This is a genomic window from Streptomyces sp. NPDC047022 (genome assembly GCF_040644155.1).
Taxonomy (GTDB): Bacteria; Actinomycetota; Actinomycetes; order Streptomycetales; family Streptomycetaceae; genus Streptomyces.
On sequence record NZ_JBEYVV010000009.1, the window covers coordinates 1 to 16,612 of the forward strand.

Consider the following 16,612-nt stretch of genomic DNA (forward strand, 5'->3'; position numbering starts at 1 on the left):
CCCGGAGAGCCGGACGGCCACTCCTTCGGAGCCACGACCGGCAAGACCCGATCAGCCACATCCGGCCCTCCCGGGCCGCCTAACAACTTACGGAGAGCCATGCGATACAGCACACTGTCCGGCGTTGCGGCCCTGGCTGCGATCGTGGTCAACGGCGTGAGCACGGTACCGGCCGTGGCGGTAAGCGGCATTTCGGTGCCGTGCGACACCACGGCCCTGATCAACGCGATCGCCACGGCGCCTGCGGGATCCACGCTCGTCCTCGCCCGCCACTGCACCTACCAGCTGACCACCGCCTACTCCGGCGACGACGGACTGCCCCCCGTCGACAGGCAGCTCACCATCGAGGGCCGGGACTCCACCATCGTCCGCGACGGACCGACGGCGGGCGTCTTCCGCATCTTCCACGTCACCTCCACCGGTGACCTCCGGCTCGACGACGTCACGATCCGCGGCGGCAACGCACCCGATGACGGAGGAGGCATCCTCGTCGACACCTCCGGCATGCTGAAGCTCGACAAGACCACCCTGGACAACAACACCGCCGGCACCGAGGGAGGCGGCGTCGATGTCGAGTTCGGAGCCACGGCGTACATCACCCGCAGCGAGTTCACCTTCAACAACGCGGGCGGCGATGGCGGAGGCCTGGAGTCGGACGGCACCGTCACCACCGACGGGGTCGTGTTCTCCCGCAACTTCGCCCCCGTCGGCGGGGCCATCGGCCACGAAGAAGGTGACGCCGTCTACCGCAACACCACTCTGAAGAACAACGCCTCAAGCTCTGACGGTGGTGGCATCGACACCGACAGCGACACCGTGCAGTTCATCAACAGCAAGATCATCGACAACACCACCACGGGTACGCAGGGCGGCGGGATCTGGAATGCGGCCTCGCTGACCCTCATCAAGACCGAGGTCACCGGTAACGTCGTCGGAGGCTCCGGCGGCGAGGGCGGCGGCATTTACGAAGACACTGGCACCCTGGTGCTGCGGGACAGCAAGGTCGACCGCAACAGCGCCAACGGCTCCGGCAATTCACAGGCCGGCGGCATCTACAACACCGGCGGTGCGGTGACGCTCGATCGCAGTGAGGTGAACGACAACGCCTCCACCGTCGCACCGGGCGGGGTGTGGACCAACACGCAGTTCACGGTGAACCGGTCCGAGATCCAGCGCAACATCCCCACCAACTGCGACGGCAGCCCCGTCATCGTCACCGGCTGCATCGGCTGACCGGACGCAGACGCAACCGACGCGCACGGCGGCACCACAGCACGTCCTGAAGGTGAGACCCGCACGTCCCGCGCGCCTCCTGCCGAGACTGCGACGCCCGCATCTGAGACATGCGAGAAGCGACTTTGCTCCCTGTGTCCGGGACGCGGACGAGGGGCTGTCTGTGCTCCGGCGGTCCCCGCACTTCAAGGAGAGCCATGCGATACACCACACTGTCCGGCGTTGCCGCCCTGGCTGCGATCGTGGTCAACGGCGTGAGCACGGTACCGGCCGCGGCGATCAGCGGCATTTCGGTGCCGTGCGACACCACGGCCCTGATCAACGCGATCGCCACGGCGCCGGCCGGGTCCACGCTCGTCCTCGCCCGCCACTGCACCTACCACCTGACCACCGCCTACGTCGGCGACGACGGACTGCCCCCCATCGACAGGCAACTCACCATCGAGGGCCGGGGCGCCACCATCGTCCGCGACGGGCTGACGGCCGGCGCCTTCCGTATCTTCCACGTCACCTCCACCGGTGATCTGCGGCTCGACGATGTCACGATCCGCGGCGGCAACGCGCCCGTTGACGGTGGAGGCATCCTTGTCGACGGCTCCGGCACGCTGAAACTCAGCTTGGCCGTCCTCGACAACAACACCGCCGGCAGCGCGGGAGGTGGCGTGTCTGTCGAGCCAGGAGCCACGGCGGACATCACACACAGCGAGTTCACCTTCAACAACGCGGACCTCACGGGCGGAGGCCTCCAGTCGGACGGCACCGGGTTCACCGACGACGTCGTGTTCGACCGCAACCACGCCGCGTCCTATGGCGGAGCCATCGACCACGAGCACGGTGACACGGTCCACCGCAACACGACCCTGAAGAACAACACCTCAGGCGCCGACGGCGGCGGTATCGACCTCGACGGCGGCACCGCACAGTTCATCAACAGCAAGATCCTCAACAACACCACCGCAGGTTCGCAGGGCGGCGGGATCTGGAATCAAACCTCGCTGACGCTCATCAAGACCGAGGTCTCAGGCAACGTCGCAGGAGGCTCCAACGGCCAGGGCGGCGGCATTTACCAAGAAGGCAGCGGCACTCTGGTGCTGCGGGACAGCTCGGTCGACCGCAACAGCGCCAACGGCTCCGGCACTTCACAGGGCGGCGGCATCTACATCACCAGCGGTGCGGTGACGCTCGATCGCAGTGAGGTGAACGACAACGCCTCCACCACAGCACCGGGCGGCGTGTGGACCGACACCCAGTTCACGGTGAACCGGTCAGAGATCCGGCACAACATCCCCACCAACTGCGACGGCAGCCCCGTCATCGTCACCGGATGCGTCGGCTGACACAGCCCCCGATCCCACGCCCCGCACCGGCCGCCGGCAGCCTGATCACGCGGCCGTGGGCGGTGGTTGCAGGCCCCGCAGCCGGGCGCCGAGCCGGAGCCACTCATCCCGGGCCCAGGACGCCGCGCAGGCCCCGCACCGCAGCGTGAACGCCCAGGGGGAGACCCGGAGTCGCTCACCGCACACCATGCCGGTGTCCTCGTTCACGGTGGGACAGACGCCCACGGGGACACGGGCGTCATGCTCACCGGTCACGGCGGCTGTGGCTTGAGCGCCGAGGCCAGTCCTGCCGCTCCCGCCGTGCCCGCGAGCAGGGCTGCGGGGAAACCGAGGGAGATGTCCGTCCTGGCCCAGAACTCGGCCCGGCGGTGGGCGAGTGTCCTCTGGCGCGTCGCCTCGTCTCTCAGCCGCTCGATCTCGGCACGCAGGCGGTGCGCGGGCTCGTCCGGACTCGGTCGGGTGGTTCCGTCGGCGGGAGTGGCCATAAGAGAATTCCAACAGGACTGTGCCAGAAGGTACTTGGTGAGTCCGGACAGTCTTTGGGTGCGGCGTACGTGAGCTTCCCACGGCGGCGTATGAGCGACGACGGCCCGGTCTGTCCCGAGTGTGCCCAGTCGATGAGGTCCGGTGGGCGCGTGTTCGGGGAGTCCACATACGGCGATGACCTGGGGCTTTCCCCAGGTCATCGTCATTTTTCAAGAGTACGTACGGATCAGGGCACGTACGACTGAGTGTTGCTGGCCCACAGGGCGCCGCCCTTTCCGGGTGCGCCGGTGCTTGTGTAGACGACGAAGTTGCCGTCGTTCTGCAGCAGGGCGTACGCGCCGGTGTGGCCGTAGGTGTGGGTGGACCAGAGCGCGCTGCCGGTGGCCGGGTAGACGACGAGGTTGCCGTCGGTCTGCATGTAGGCGTAGGCGCCGGAGTGGCCGGAGGTGCCGGTCGACCAGAGCGCCTTGCCGTCGTGCTTGCGGTAGATCACGAAGTTGCCGTCCGGCTGCATCACCAGTCGGGTGTACTGGGTCTGGGTCCACCAGCCGCCCTGGAGCTTCTGGCCCGAGCCGATCTTCGCCGAGCGGGCGTTGGTGCCGTCCGACCACAGCGAGCCGCCGGTGCTGGGGCCTCCGCCGGATCCGTAGACCACCATGTTGCCGTCGTCCTGCACCAGGAAGTAGGCGCCGGTGTGGCCGTTGGTGTGGGTGGACCAGAGCGCGCTGCCGGTGCTCGAGTAGACGACGAGGTTGCCGTCGGTCTGCATGTAGGCATAGGCGCCGGAGTGGCCGGAGGTGTGGCTGGACCAGATCGCCGGGCCGCTGCTGCTCGTGCCGTTCGTCTTGAGGTAGGCGACCAGGTTGCCGTCGCTGCCCATCGTCAGCGTGATGTTCGCGCTGCTCAGGCGGTGGCCGGAGGTGAGCTTCCGGCCGGGCTGCAGGGAGTTGACCGTGTTGGCTCCGCCGGCGAAGGCGGTGGTGCCGTTGGGGGTGCCGAGACCGGTGGGGCCGTCGTAGCCGGAGCCCGCGGTGCACAGGTAGCTCGGGGAGCAGGTGCCGTCGCTGCCTGTGGTGACGTCGTTCAGTGCCGACCCGTGCCCGTACAGGTAGGAGGACGGGTAGCTGTTCGCGGTCGGGGTGCCGGCGAGGGCGTAGATGGCGGCGATGATGGGCGACGAGGCGCTGGTTCCGCCGTAGACGTCCCAGCCGGAGGCGCCGTAGGTGTTGTAGACGGCGACGCCGGTGGCCGGGTCGGCGACCGCGGAGACGTCGGCGACGGTGCGCTTGCCGCAGCCGGTGTCGGACTGCCAGGTGGGCTTGGCCTCGTCGGCGGAGCATCCGGAGCCGGTGCCTTCGGTCGAGTCGGTGGACCACACCGACTCGCTCCAGCCGCGGGAGTTGCTCGCGTGGCTGAGGGAGGTGCCGCCGACCGCGGTGACGTAGGGGGAGGTGGCCGGGTACTGGGCGCCGTAGCCGCTGTCTCCCGCGCTGACGGTGATGGCGACGCCGGGGTGGTTGAAGTACTGGACGTCGGCGGTGGTCTCGGCCGGGTCCTCGGGGCCGCCGAAGGAGTTGGAGACGTACTTCGCGCCGAGGGCGACTGCCTCGTTCTCGGCAGTGCCGATGTCGGACATGTTCGCCGAGGCGGCCTCGACGAGCAGGATGTGGCACTGCGGGCAGGCCGCGCTGACCATGTCGAGGTCGAGGGATATCTCGCCGGCCCAGCCGGTGTTCGCGCTCGGGTAGGTGGTGCCGCCGGTCTGGTTCACCTTCTTGAAGCAGCCGTTGGCCGTGGTGCAGGCGGGGAGGCCGTACTGGGACCGGTAGGCGGCGAGGTCGGACTCGGCGTTGGGGTCGTCCATGGCGTCGACGATCGCGACGGTGCGGCCCGAACCGGCGGTGGAGGACGGCAGGTTGTAGGCGCTCTGCAGGTCCGAGGGGCCGTAACCGGACGGTGGGGTGTGCGGGCTGACGGTCAGGTGCTGGACGACGTCGGTACGAGCCTCGGCGAGGCACGCCACGTGGCCCGGCGTGGTGGCGTGGGCGCACAGGTGTTTGACATGGGGCGCCCCGGGGGCCGACGGTGCGGCGGACGCGGTGGCCGTGAGCCATCCGGTCGATATGAGTGCAGTGGTGGACAGCAGGGCGGCGGTGGATGCCGCCCGACGTCTCCTCGAGAGCAAGGAAATGCCCTTCTTATGGTGATGGCGATGGGGGACCGAATGGTCCGCCCATGGCAGTCGGATGCTGCCGATCAACGCCGATGCGAGATCCGCAGATGGGGGGGCGGAGGAACGTTAGCCACACCTCTGACCACGAACAACGCGGAACAGGTAAATCCTTGATCAGGGTTGCGTACGCAGCCGACGGGCGTTGTCTGGCCGCCGCCCCTCTCGGACGGGGGACAACCGATCCCGGATCACGGCAGATGCCGGCCGCCGGCACCCCAAAGGGCCTTACCGCCCTGCTGAGCGGTCCCTCTCAGCACTGAACCAGTGACAGGTAGGTGCCGCACCCGCGTGCGGGACGGGACATGGTCAACCAGTGACCGGATCATGACAGATAGTTTGCCGAATTCCGTGCCGATAAAGCCAGTTGGGCCAGAGAGAATCTGTCTTTCGTGTGCTCCAGGTCAGGCAAGACGCGCCGTCGGTTGCGGACCCGCCAGTCAGCAGCCTCTGGGGTCTGAAGACCTGCGTGACCGACGAGCCGCGACTGTGAGACAACAACGGGGAGAAGCGTCACAACCATGACATCGCGCCTGAATGCCGAACTGGCCGCGCTCGCTGAACTTGCGAGCGGCCTGAAGGGCACCGTCGACACCCTGGATGACCTGCTGACCAAGCTGGACTCCGGCATGAAGCGTTTCGAGAGCGCATGGGAGGGCGAAGCGCACGACCGTTTCCGTGCGGTTTTCACGCAGTGGCGGGACACGTCCACCGACCTCCACCGGATGCTGCGCGGCATGCATCACGTCACGCACACAGCGCACGGCAACTACCATGCCGCAGAGACGGCGAACCGCCTGATCTGGGGTGGGGAGTGAGCCGCGGTGAACCGGACGGGCGGATCGACATCACCCCGTCCGACTTGAACACGGCGGCGACCGCCTTCGCCGGGGGACAGAACCGTCTGGACGGCATCGCCAGCACCCTCAGCGCGGCGCTGCAGGCCGCTGCGGGTATGGCCGGTGACGACAAATACGGTAAGAAGTTCGCGACGAGCTACGACCCTGCATCCAAGGCGTTGTGCGGGACGATCTCGGCTGCGGTGCGCGCGATCGGGCAGTCTGCGACCGGTCTGGTTCGCACCGCGAACAACTACCTCAAGGCCGACCACCACTCCAATCCCAAGGCCGGCAAGGGCGCGGTACATCTCTTCCCCTGGCCGGCGGTGATCGATGACGTAATGTATCCCGATCCGCCGTCGGCCGTCGGTGAGGGCAGCAATCACTGGCCGCCGCCGATCGACAAGTACTGGGCAAACGGCCACCAGGACCGACTACGTTCGGCCGCCTCCGCATTCCGAACTGCTGCCCAGGACATCAACAGCCTGGGTACGAGCCTGCACTTGCAGGTACAGGCGATCACCGACTTCAACTCCAGTGGTGCGGTCACCGCGATGGCCGCGTTCTGGGGGAAGATCTGGCAAGACCACGACCCGGGCGGCCTGGCACCGCTATCCACCGCGCATCTGGCGTGCACCCAACTGGCCTCGGCATGTGAGAAGTTCGCGCATGCCATCGACCAGGCGCACAGTGAGTTCGAGCACAAGGCCACCGAGGCGGGCATTGCGATCGGTCTGACCACCGCCGTCGGGATCCTGGGCACCGTCTTCACCCTCGGCGGATCCGACGCGGGCGCGGTCGCTTTGGATGCCGGTGAGGCCGCGGCCCTGTTCGCCTCAGTCGAAGGCATCATGGACGCGGCAATGGCCGACTACGCCGCCGAGGGCATCGAGCAACTGGAAACGGTGCTGGCCTCTGCGGCCGAGGATGTCCCAGAGGTTGAGGCGGTGGATGCTGAGACCACGGAAGTGACTGAGGCCCTGGACCGCGAAATGGCGACCGCAGAGGCCAGGGGCGGCGGCAATTCCGGAGGCGGCGGGGGCGGGGGCAAGCCGCCGGAAGACCCTCCGTTCCCCGAAGACGATGAGCCGGGCAGCGTCGACGAGAGCGCCAAGAGCTTCAACGACCGGGAACGCAAGATCGCCGAACTGCTCAAGGGCGAGGGCAAGCACGTCAAGGCCGTCAAGGAGTCCGATGTCGACGGCGAACGTATGCCCGACTCGACGGTGGACGGCGTGGACACGGAGTTCAAGAGCCTCGATGAAGGAGCGAGCCAGAACACTGTGAAGAACGCGCTCAACTCTGCCAAGGGCCAGGCCCGGGATGCGATCATCGACGCGCGGGGCAGCGGTCTGAGCGCGGACGAAGCACGAGCCGGAATAGCAAAGTTCCTGCGCAATAACCCGCCGGGGCGCATGAACAACATCCGTGTGGTCGGTGACGGCTACGACATCATCTGGCCGTGAGACCCGCGGTGAGGAGCGACACATGAGCATGTACCACCAGATCTTCGTCCGACCCGGCGAGCCCCGTGCGAGGCTGCTGGCCGACCTCGCGGCATTTGCCGGGCGGGAGCTGGAACCGATCGAGGAGGGGCCGGTCGACTATGCGGTGAGGGTGGAACGAGGTGTCGTCGAGCTGGAGTCGCAGCACGACTACGAGGAAGACTTCGGCATGCCCTTCGAGCAGTACGACCTGCTGCTGACCGTCCGCGACTACGACCGCGACCTGGAACGCCAGGAGCAGATGGCCCGCCGGGTCTTCGACCACCTCGCCGCCACCGGCCGCTACAACCTCCTCCTGGTATTCGACCTGCAGAAGCTGCTGGATGCCGCGCCGCCGATGCACTGACGGCAGTTCTTGACGGCAGTCCCGTTCAGTGACAGGGGGCTCTTGACCGGCAGGGGTCCGCCGGATCGGTCAGTCGGATTCCATGGGTCGGTGTACCTGTCGTACCTCGCGGTGGATCGCCCAGGAGTCCGCCACCGCGCCCAGGTGCCCGAGCTTGTCGGGGTTGATCACCGCGAGGATCGCCTGGATCTGTCCGTCGAGTATGTCGAGCACCAGGGTTTGGAGCACCTTGCCGTCCCGGTCGCGGAAGACGGCGCCCGGCTGGCCGTTGATCTCGTGCGGCTCGAACGTCACGCCGACCAGGGTCATCCGGGGGAGGACGGCGACAAGGAGCCGGGCCACGTTCTCGGGGCCGATGACGGCCCTGGCCAGTTGCGGGGCCTTGCCTCCGCCGTCGCCGACCATCGACACGTCGGCGGCGAGCAGGTCCCGCAGACCGGTGACGTCGCCTTCACGCAGGGCGTCGAAGAACTGAGCGGCCAGTTGCTCCCGTTCCTCGCGGACCGCCTCGAAGCGTGGCCGCCCGGCCCGCATGTGCCCGCGTGCCCGTACGAGCAGCTGTCGGCACGCCGGCTCCGAGCGGCCCACCGCCGAGGCCACCTCGTCGAACCCGAAGCCGAACACCTCCCGCAGAACGAACACCGCCCGCTCCAGCGGGCTGAGGCGCTCCAGGAGCAGCAGCGCCGCCATCGACACCGAGTCGGCCAGCTCCGCCGACCGCGCCGGGTCCTGATAGGGATCGCTCAGCAGCGGTTCGGGAAACCACGGGCCCACGTACTCCTCCCGCCGTACCCGCGCGGAACGCAGGACGTCGACCGATATCCGTGTCACCGTGGCCGACAGGAAGGCCTTGGCCGACGTGGGCCGGGTCGACGAGCCGTCGTAGCGCAGCCACGTCTCCTGCACGGCGTCCTCGGCCTCACCCACACTGCCCAGGATCCGATAGGCGATCGAGAACAGCAGCGGCCGCAGCTCTTCGTACTCCTCGACCTTGCTCACGCCGAATGCCCCCCTTGAAGGTTCAGTTGACTCATGAAAACAGTGGGCTCAGTGAACTCGGTGAACTCAGTGCAGCTGCCCGACCTCGTAGTCGCCTGCGGGCTGCTGGGTGATGATGTTCAGCCGGTTCACCGTGTTCATGACGGAGATCAGCATCACCAGGACGGTGAGCTGCTCCTCGTCATAGTGCTCGGCGGCACGCGCCCACACCTCGTCGCTGACCCCTTCGGCCGCGTCCGCGACCCGGGTCCCCTCCTCCGCCAGCCGCAGCGCCGTACGCTCGGCCTCGGTGAAGACCGTGGCCTCGCGCCATGCCGCGACCAGGTTCAGACGCACCGAGGTCTCGCCCGCCGCGGCGGCCTCCTTGGTGTGCATGTCGATGCAGACCGCGCAGCCGTTGATCTGGCTCACGCGCAGCGCCACCAGCTCCTGCGTCGCGACGGGCAGCGGCGATTCCTTGAACGCCTTGTTGATCGACATGAAGTGCTTCATGGTCTTGCCGGCGGTCGGGCTGGCGAAGAAGTTCAGTCGCGCGTCCATGATGTGCTCCTCCGAAGTCGTCGGTGCCTGCACACCCGAGACGAGACAGCCGGACGACCTGTGACATGGCCGCGTGTGACCTGGCTCTCAGACCGTTCTGGCGCCCGGCCGTAACCGGCGACGACCGGCCGGAACACACGAGCGGGAACGGCCGGAAGCCGTTCCCGCCCGGGGTCGCCCACCCGGATCGAGTCCGGGCCCGACCTGCTAGTGCCGCGGTACTAGTCCGCGATGTCGATGTGCATGTTGAAGCGCACTCCGGCGACCTTCACCAGCAGGTTTCCCTGTACCTTCCGCTTGGCGAGGGTGTCGCCCACGTTGCCCTTGCCCAGGGCGGCCTTGTTCTGCGGGGCGAAGCTGTGGAATTCCGTGTAGATCCCGCCCGTGGCGAGCGGGGCCGCCTGGTCCCACTCCTCGCGCAGCTCCGCGTAGACGGAGCGGTCCATCGGGGAGCCGCCAAGGCCCAGGTCGACGCGCTCCCCGCCCACGTACGCCGCCGCGCACTGCTTGAGGATGGGCAGGACCAGCGAGTCCTTGAGGGTGTAATCGGTCTTGATCTGGGTGAACAGATTGGCGGCGTCGTTGTCGACCTTCTTCTGCCTCGCCTCGCGGGCGCCGGCCTTGATCATGTCCGTGCGGTCGGTGTCGATCGTCTTGTACGCCTCGACGTAGCCCTTGTCCTTGGTCCGGGCGATCCTGATCGTCGTGTCCCACTTGTCCGGCGAGATCCACTCGGGGTCGAAGCCGATGGACTCGCAGTACTCCAGGAGGCTCTTGTTCGCTTCCTCGTCGCTCTCGGCGTACTTCGGCATGTGTTGTTCCCCCTCCGTCGTGCTGACGGCCTACAACGTCCCACGGCGGGACGCGGCTGTCATCCCGGTTTGCCTAGATTGTGAAAGGGGACGTCCGGCGAGGCGAATGCGCTGGGTCCCCGGGATGCCGTGGGGGCCCGCCCGGAGGGCCCCCGCCGACTTGACGGCCGGCCCGATGCCGCTCACCCGGGACAGCTCCGTCGCCCCCACGTTTTGCCGCCGCCCCCGCGGGGGTGGACGGGGATCCCCGTGTGCAGCTCCTCCAGGGTGTGCGTACGCCGTGGGGGCCCAGGAACAGCAGGGACAGGCCCATCAGGGAGCCGACGACGAGGACCGGAAACCGGTGACCGGCTCATCCGTGCATCCGTGCCTGCCCGGGTGGAGCTTCCACCCCTTCGGAGGCCCGTTCGCGTCCCCAGTCACCCACGTGGTTCATCCGAGTCGCGCACTTCCTGTGACCGGCACACGATCGAGGAACGCTGACGTCGCGTCACCCGCGGCTCGACGTTGCCCTCTGCCCCCTCGCTAGGAAGAAGTGCGAAGGATGACCACAACGTCTGAACGTATTTCAGAACCGCTGACGCGACAGATGTCGAAGCGGGTCTCCCAGTCCGTCTTCGATGGCTCACGACTGCGCGTCATGCTCCTCGTGGACGTGTACGACGGAGCCCAGCCGGAGTTCCTGGCGGCTTACGAGAAGCTGTGCAGCCAGGTCGCGTCCGTCCCCGGGCACGTCAGCGACCAGCTCTGCCAGTCGATCGAGAACCCCTCCCAGTGGCTCATCACCAGCGAGTGGGAGAGCGCCCCTCCCTTCCTCGACTGGGTGAACAGCGAGGAGCACGTGCAGATGGTGCGCCCGTTGCACAGTTGCGTCCGTAGTACCCGTTCGTTGCGCTTCCACATCGTTCGCGAGACCGGCATCGTGACGTCCCCCGACGATGTCACGCGCCGCCTCCAGACGGCCCCCCGTATCGGTGACGGCAAGATCCGCCACGCGCTCACCTTCACCGTCAAGCGGGGCAGCGAGGAGACCGTCGCCAAACTCCTCGCGAACTACGCCGCGCCCAAGGCGCAGGTCGACGAGAACACACGGCTGTGCCGTACCTCCCTCTTCATGCACGGCAACCGGGTGGTGCGCGCCATCGAGGTGGAGGGCGACCTGCTCGCCGCGCTGCGCCATGTGTCCCGGCAGCCCGAGGTGCGGGCCGTCGAGGAGGCCATCAACCCGTATCTGGAGGAGGAGCGGGACTTCAACGACCCCGAGGCCACCCGGATCTTCTTCGCCCTGGCGGCGGTACCCGCGGTGCACCATGTGACGAGCGATCAGGAGTGCCCCGAGGCGGAGCGGCTCGCGCTGTACTACCCGGCGCGCCCCGGCCGAGGCATGCAGCTGGCCCGGCTGCTCGCGGAGCAGGACGAACTGGCGGCGGACGACCCGAACAGCCCGGTCTGCGGCAGCACGATCTTCCAGCGCGACGAGGTCGTGGTGCGGCTGATCGACGTGCGGGGCGGGCTCGAGGCGGACCCCGTCCTCGCCCTCGGTCTTCCCGGCTCCCCGCAGGCGGCCGAGCTGGCGACCCTGGTCGACGGGGCCACCATCGGCGCGGACGGCTCCGCGCTGAAGGGCGAGGACCTCGTGCGGTTCCTCACGCTCGCCCGCATGGACCTCGTCACCGACCGCGTGTCGGCGCCTCAGGCGTGACGCCTTACGGGTGACGCCCCACGGGTGACGGCCGAGGCCTGGCGCCCGACGGCAGGCCAGGCCGTCGCCCGATGCACGCCGCCTGCCGGCGAACGCGGCGCGATGCCGTACGGCCGCACCCGAGCCGTGGCCCCTCACCCGAGCGCCGGTCCCGGCTGAGCGCCGGACCGGCGCCCGCCGGGCCGCGGCGACCGGCTCGGCAACGACTACCTCACCGACGACCAGACCCATCGATCGGGCCCTGCCGGCTCCGTCCCTGCCGGCCGAGCCCATGCCTACTCAGCACATGAGCCCAGGCATCTCACTACCGGAGGAATCGACGTGATCAAACCCCGCCCCAGAATCGTGGGCCTCAACGAGATCGACCCCAACCGCCGACGCGGCGGCGATCTGCGCGCCATGCTCACCCCGGCCACGGTCGGCTCCACCAGCGGTTTCATGGGTGTGGCCCTCATCGAGCCCGGCGACCGCATCGGCGAGCACTACCACCCGTACTCCGAGGAGTTCGTGTACGTCATCTGCGGGAAGCTGGAGGTGGACCTGGACGGCGAGGCCACCCCGCTGCGGCCCGAGCAGGGACTGCTGATCCCTGCCTATATGCGGCACCGCTTCCGCAACGTCGGTGACGAAGAGGCCCGCCTCGTCTTCCACCTCGGTCCGCTGGCGCCGCGTCCGCAGCTCGGCCATGTGGACACGGAGGAGGAGGCCGAGGAGAAGGACGTCGTCGCGGTCGCGGGCACGGTGGAGGGAGCCGAGGCGGGCGGTGCCCGGCCGGCCGACCGAGGTCAGGTCCGTTCATGACCCGGCGCGTGGCGGTTACGGGCATAGGCGTAGTGGCTCCGGGCGGTATCGGCGTACCGGCGTTCTGGGATCTGCTCGCCAATGGCCGTACCGCGACGCGGGGCATCACCTTCTTCGACCCGTCCAGCCTCCGCTCGCGGATCGCCGCCGAGTGTGACTTCGACCCGGCGGCCCACGGGCTGGACGCGGAGCAGATCGAACGGTCCGACCGGTACATCCAGTTCGCCCTCGCCGCCGGCGACGAAGCCGTACGGGACGCCGGCCTCGACCTCGCCCGGGAGAACCCGTGGCGGGTCGGGGTCTCCCTCGGCACCGCGGTCGGCGGCACCACCCGGCTGGAGCACGACTACGTCCTGGTCAGCCACCACGGGGAGCGCTGGGACGTGGACCATCGCGAGGCGGAACCCCAGCTGCACCGGGCGTTCTCGCCGAGCACGCTCGCGTCGGCCGTGGCGGAACGCTTCGGCGCGTGCGGTCCGGTGCAGACCGTCTCCACGGGCTGCACCTCCGGGCTGGACGCGGTGGGGTACGCCTTCCACACCGTGGAGGAGGGCCGGGCCGACATCTGCATCACCGGTGCGTCGGACTCGCCGATCTCTCCGATCACCATGGCCTGCTTCGACGCGATCAAGGCGACGTCCCCGAACAACGACGACCCGGAGCACGCCTCCCGGCCCTTCGACAACAACCGTGACGGTTTCGTCATGGGCGAGGGAGGCGCGGTCCTGGTGCTGGAGGAGCTGGAACACGCGAGGGCCCGTGGCGCCCGCGTGTACTGCGAACTCAGCGGCTACGCCACGTTCGGCAACGCCTACCACATGACGGGTCTGACCAGTGAGGGCCTGGAGATGGCGCGGGCGATCGAGACCGCGCTGGACCACTCCCGGCTCGACGGCTCGGCGATCGACTACGTCAACGCGCACGGCTCGGGCACCCGGCAGAACGACCGGCACGAGACCGCCGCGGTGAAACGGGCGCTTGGCCAGCACGCCTACGACACCCCGATGAGTTCCATCAAATCCATGGTGGGCCACTCGCTCGGCGCGATCGGCGCCATCGAGGTCGTGGCCTGCGTACTGGCCCTGGACCGCCAGGTCGTACCGCCGACCGCGAACTACGAGACCCCTGACCCCGAGTGCGACCTGGACTACGTGCCCCGTGTCGCACGCGAGCGCAAGCTCAACAGCGTGCTCTCCGTGGGGAGCGGGTTCGGCGGCTTCCAGTCCGCGGTGATCCTGACCCGGCAGAGGGAGAGGACACGATGAGTGCACGGCACCACACCAGGCGCGCCGCCGTCACCGGAATCGGCGTCGTAGCGCCCAACGGAATCAGTACCGATGCCTTCTGGAAGTCCACCCGCGAGGGGATAAGCGTCCTGGACCTGATCACCCGCGAGGGCTGCGAGCATCTGCCGCTGCGGGTGGCCGGGGAGGTGCGTGCCTTCGAGCCGTCGTCGGCGGTCGAGGAGCGGTTCCTCGTCCAGACCGACCGGTTCACGCACTTCGGGATGGCCGCGGCCGATCTCGCGCTCGAAGACGCGCGGATCGGCCGGGACGGCTCCGGCGGTCCCGGTGGTCCCGACGGTTCGCCGTTCTCACCGTTCTCGCTGGGTGTGGTCACCGCCGCCGGGTCCGGCGGCGGCGAGTTCGGGCAGCGGGAACTCCAGCAGCTGTGGGGAAAGGGAAGCCGCTTCGTCGGCCCCTACCAGTCCATCGCCTGGTTCTACGCGGCCAGCACCGGTCAGATCTCGATCCGTCGTGGGTTCAAGGGTCCCTGCTCGGTCCTCGCCGCCGACGAGGCGGGCGGCCTGGACGCCCTTGCGCACGCCGCACGGGCCGTCGAGCGCGGAACCGATCTGATGCTGGCCGGTTCGACCGAGGCGCCCCTCGCCCCGTACTCGATGGTCTGCCAGCTCGGCTACGAGGAGCTGAGCACCGTCGACGATCCGGCCCGCGCGTACCGCCCGTTCACCTCCGGCGCCTGCGGATTCGTACCCGCCGAGGGCGGCGCGATGCTGGTGGTGGAGGACGAGACCTCGGCCTGTGAACGGGGTGTGCGCGTACGGGCCGTGCTGGCCGGACACGCGGCGACCTTCACCGGGGCCTCCCGTTGGGAGCAGTCCCGGGAGGGGCTCGTCCAGGCGATCCGCGGCGCCCTGGACGAGGCCGGCTGCGCCCCCGAGGAGATCGACGTCGTCTTCGCCGACGCCCTCGGGGTGCCGGAGGCGGACCGCGCCGAGGCGCTCGCCATCGCCGACGCACTGGGTGCGCACGGCAGGCGTGTCCCCGTCACGGCGCCCAAGACGGGCACGGGCCGCGGCTACTGCGCGGCGCCCGTCCTGGACAGCGTGGCGGCCGTGCTCGCGATGGAGCACGGGCTGATCCCGCCCACCCCGGGCGTCTTCGACGTCTGCCACGACCTCGACCTGGTGACCGGCCAGGCGCGCCCCGCCGAGCTGCGCGCGGCGCTGGTCCTCAGCCGGGGACTCATGGGGTCGAACTCGGCGCTCGTGCTGCGGCACGGCGCCTAGCAAAGGAGAGGAAAGGAGAGAAATCGCATGAGTGAGCGCATCACCGTGGAAGAACTGTCCGAACTGATGAAGAAGGCCGCCGGGGTCACCGTCGCTCCGCAGGACCTCCAGCAGAGCTGTGACTCCGACTTCGACAGTCTCGGAATCGACTCGCTCGGCCTGCTCGGCATCGTGGGCGAGCTGGAGAACCGGCACGGCACCCAGATGCCGCCCGACGCGGAGCGCTGCAAGACCCCCCGCCAGTTCCTCGACCTCGTCAACACCACCCTTATGGCAGGAGCCTGACATGGCCGGACACACCGAGAACGAGATCACCATCGCCGCGCCGGTGGACCTGGTCTGGGACATGACCAACGACCTGGAGAACTGGCCGCAGCTGTTCAGCGAGTACGCGTCCTGCGAGGTGCTCTCCCGCGAGGGCAACCGGACACAGTTCCGGCTGACCATGCACCCCGACGAGAACGGCACGGTGTGGAGCTGGGTCTCGGAGCGCGAGACGGACCGCGACACCCTGAGCGTCAAGGCCCGCCGCGTCGAACCAGGACCCTTCGCCTACATGAACATCCGCTGGCAGTACGAAGAGGTGCCCCAGGGCACCCGGATGGTGTGGACGCAGGACTTCCAGATGAAGGCGGAGGCGCCTGTCGACGACGCCTGGATGACCGACAACATCAACCGCAACTCCAAGGTCCAGATGGCCCTCATCCGGGACCGCATCGAGCAGGTCGCCACCCGGCACCGGCCCACATCGGTCCTGGCCGACTGAAACCGACCGTGAGATCGACTGAGAGATCGACCGAGACAACGACTGGACAGGACGGAGTACGGACCTCATGCACCAGGCCCTGATCGTCGCCCGTATGGCCCCGGGATCGGCCCCCGACATCGCCAAGGTGTTCGCGGACTCGGACCGGGGAGAGCTGCCGCACCTCGTCGGGGTCAGCCGGCGCAGCCTCTTCCAGTTCGGCGATGTGTACATGCACCTCGTCGAGTCCGAGCGGGAGCCCGGTCCCGCCATCGCCAAGGTGTCCGAGCATCCGGCCTTCCGGGAGATCAGCGAGCGGCTCACGGCGTACGTCAGGGCGTACGATCCCGCGACCTGGCGCTCTCCGAAGGACGCGATGGCTCAGTGCTTCTACCGCTGGGAGCGGGAGCCCATCGCCTGATGCCCGCACCACGTCCCGACAGCCATCGGCCGCCGGCCCGCATTCGACGCGGACCCGGCGGCCGATGGTGTGTGCGGCGGTTGCTC

General features: G+C 68.6%; 18 protein-coding genes. 12 read left to right on the top strand and 6 right to left on the bottom strand.

All coding sequences use genetic code 11. The features are described from left to right. The first annotated feature begins 99 nt into the window (after window positions 1–99). Entirely contained in the window at window positions 100–1,233 is a 1,134-nt protein-coding gene (locus tag ABZ845_RS12365; protein WP_360976959.1) for a hypothetical protein, read from the top strand. Between the two features lie 197 nt (window positions 1,234–1,430). Then, complete coding sequence (locus ABZ845_RS12370) at window positions 1,431–2,570, top strand: hypothetical protein (RefSeq protein WP_360976963.1); 1,140 nt, start codon at window positions 1,431–1,433, stop codon at window positions 2,568–2,570. Window positions 2,571–2,615: 45 nt separating this feature from the next. On the opposite strand, the gene ABZ845_RS12375 is transcribed toward ABZ845_RS12370, so the two are convergent. The 3 genes from ABZ845_RS12375 to ABZ845_RS12385 form a co-directional block, all read right to left on the bottom strand. Then, window positions 2,616–2,825 (bottom strand): hypothetical protein, encoded by a 210-nt coding sequence (locus tag ABZ845_RS12375; RefSeq protein ID WP_360976966.1) that lies wholly within the window; start codon window positions 2,823–2,825, stop codon window positions 2,616–2,618. Then, on the bottom strand, window positions 2,822–3,055 hold the full coding sequence (locus ABZ845_RS12380) for a hypothetical protein (RefSeq protein ID WP_360976969.1): 234 nt from the start codon (window positions 3,053–3,055) through the stop codon (window positions 2,822–2,824). Before ABZ845_RS12380 ends, ABZ845_RS12375 begins: the two co-directional genes overlap by 4 nt. A 227-nt stretch (window positions 3,056–3,282) precedes the next feature. After that, window positions 3,283–5,241: a hypothetical protein gene (locus ABZ845_RS12385; RefSeq protein WP_360976972.1), complete on the bottom strand. Its 1,959-nt coding sequence runs from the start codon at window positions 5,239–5,241 to the stop codon at window positions 3,283–3,285. Between the two features lie 566 nt (window positions 5,242–5,807). On the opposite strand from ABZ845_RS12385, the gene ABZ845_RS12390 reads away from it, so the two are divergent. From ABZ845_RS12390 to ABZ845_RS12400, 3 genes are read left to right on the top strand one after another with little or no spacing between them, the layout of a single operon-like run. After that, entirely contained in the window at window positions 5,808–6,104 is a 297-nt protein-coding gene (locus tag ABZ845_RS12390; protein ID WP_360976975.1) for a WXG100 family type VII secretion target, read from the top strand. Next, a complete protein-coding gene (locus ABZ845_RS12395) occupies window positions 6,101–7,591 on the top strand; it encodes a hypothetical protein (protein ID WP_360976978.1) in 1,491 nt (496 codons plus the stop codon). Before ABZ845_RS12390 ends, ABZ845_RS12395 begins: the two co-directional genes overlap by 4 nt. Before the next feature lie 22 nt (window positions 7,592–7,613). Beyond that, window positions 7,614–7,976, top strand: a complete 363-nt coding sequence (locus ABZ845_RS12400) for a hypothetical protein (protein WP_360976981.1) — start codon at window positions 7,614–7,616, stop codon at window positions 7,974–7,976. A gap of 69 nt (window positions 7,977–8,045) precedes the next feature. On the opposite strand, the gene ABZ845_RS12405 is transcribed toward ABZ845_RS12400, so the two are convergent. The 3 genes from ABZ845_RS12405 to ABZ845_RS12415 all read right to left on the bottom strand — a co-directional run bounded on the left by ABZ845_RS12405 (window position 8,046) and on the right by ABZ845_RS12415 (window position 10,327). Then, window positions 8,046–8,975, bottom strand: coding sequence for an RNA polymerase sigma-70 factor (locus tag ABZ845_RS12405; RefSeq protein WP_360976984.1), 930 nt, complete (start codon window positions 8,973–8,975; stop codon window positions 8,046–8,048). A gap of 66 nt (window positions 8,976–9,041) precedes the next feature. Continuing rightward, window positions 9,042–9,515: a carboxymuconolactone decarboxylase family protein gene (locus tag ABZ845_RS12410; protein ID WP_360976986.1), complete on the bottom strand. Its 474-nt coding sequence runs from the start codon at window positions 9,513–9,515 to the stop codon at window positions 9,042–9,044. A gap of 221 nt (window positions 9,516–9,736) precedes the next feature. Next, a complete protein-coding gene (locus tag ABZ845_RS12415; protein ID WP_360976989.1) occupies window positions 9,737–10,327 on the bottom strand; it encodes a hypothetical protein in 591 nt (196 codons plus the stop codon). A gap of 544 nt (window positions 10,328–10,871) precedes the next feature. On the opposite strand from ABZ845_RS12415, the gene ABZ845_RS12420 reads away from it, so the two are divergent. The 7 genes from ABZ845_RS12420 to ABZ845_RS12450 all read left to right on the top strand — a co-directional run bounded on the left by ABZ845_RS12420 (window position 10,872) and on the right by ABZ845_RS12450 (window position 16,526). Then, a complete protein-coding gene (locus tag ABZ845_RS12420) occupies window positions 10,872–12,029 on the top strand; it encodes a SchA/CurD-like domain-containing protein (RefSeq protein WP_360976991.1) in 1,158 nt (385 codons plus the stop codon). A 321-nt stretch (window positions 12,030–12,350) separates the two neighbouring features. After that, window positions 12,351–12,830 (top strand): cupin domain-containing protein, encoded by a 480-nt coding sequence (locus ABZ845_RS12425; RefSeq protein ID WP_360976994.1) that lies wholly within the window; start codon window positions 12,351–12,353, stop codon window positions 12,828–12,830. Beyond that, window positions 12,827–14,095, top strand: coding sequence for a beta-ketoacyl-[acyl-carrier-protein] synthase family protein (locus ABZ845_RS12430; RefSeq protein ID WP_360976996.1), 1,269 nt, complete (start codon window positions 12,827–12,829; stop codon window positions 14,093–14,095). The genes ABZ845_RS12425 and ABZ845_RS12430 overlap by 4 nt, the downstream gene beginning before the upstream one ends. Beyond that, window positions 14,092–15,360 (top strand): ketosynthase chain-length factor, encoded by a 1,269-nt coding sequence (locus ABZ845_RS12435; RefSeq protein WP_360976999.1) that lies wholly within the window; start codon window positions 14,092–14,094, stop codon window positions 15,358–15,360. The genes ABZ845_RS12430 and ABZ845_RS12435 overlap by 4 nt, the downstream gene beginning before the upstream one ends. A 27-nt stretch (window positions 15,361–15,387) precedes the next feature. Next, window positions 15,388–15,645, top strand: a complete 258-nt coding sequence (locus tag ABZ845_RS12440) for an acyl carrier protein (protein ID WP_360977002.1) — start codon at window positions 15,388–15,390, stop codon at window positions 15,643–15,645. A 1-nt stretch (window position 15,646) separates the two neighbouring features. Further along, window positions 15,647–16,126 (top strand): SRPBCC family protein, encoded by a 480-nt coding sequence (locus ABZ845_RS12445; RefSeq protein ID WP_360977005.1) that lies wholly within the window; start codon window positions 15,647–15,649, stop codon window positions 16,124–16,126. 67 nt (window positions 16,127–16,193) lie between these two features. Further along, window positions 16,194–16,526 carry a TcmI family type II polyketide cyclase gene (locus tag ABZ845_RS12450; protein WP_360977008.1) on the top strand — a complete coding sequence of 111 codons (333 nt, stop codon included), beginning with the start codon at window positions 16,194–16,196 and terminating at the stop codon, window positions 16,524–16,526. The last annotated feature ends 86 nt before the right edge of the window (window positions 16,527–16,612 follow it).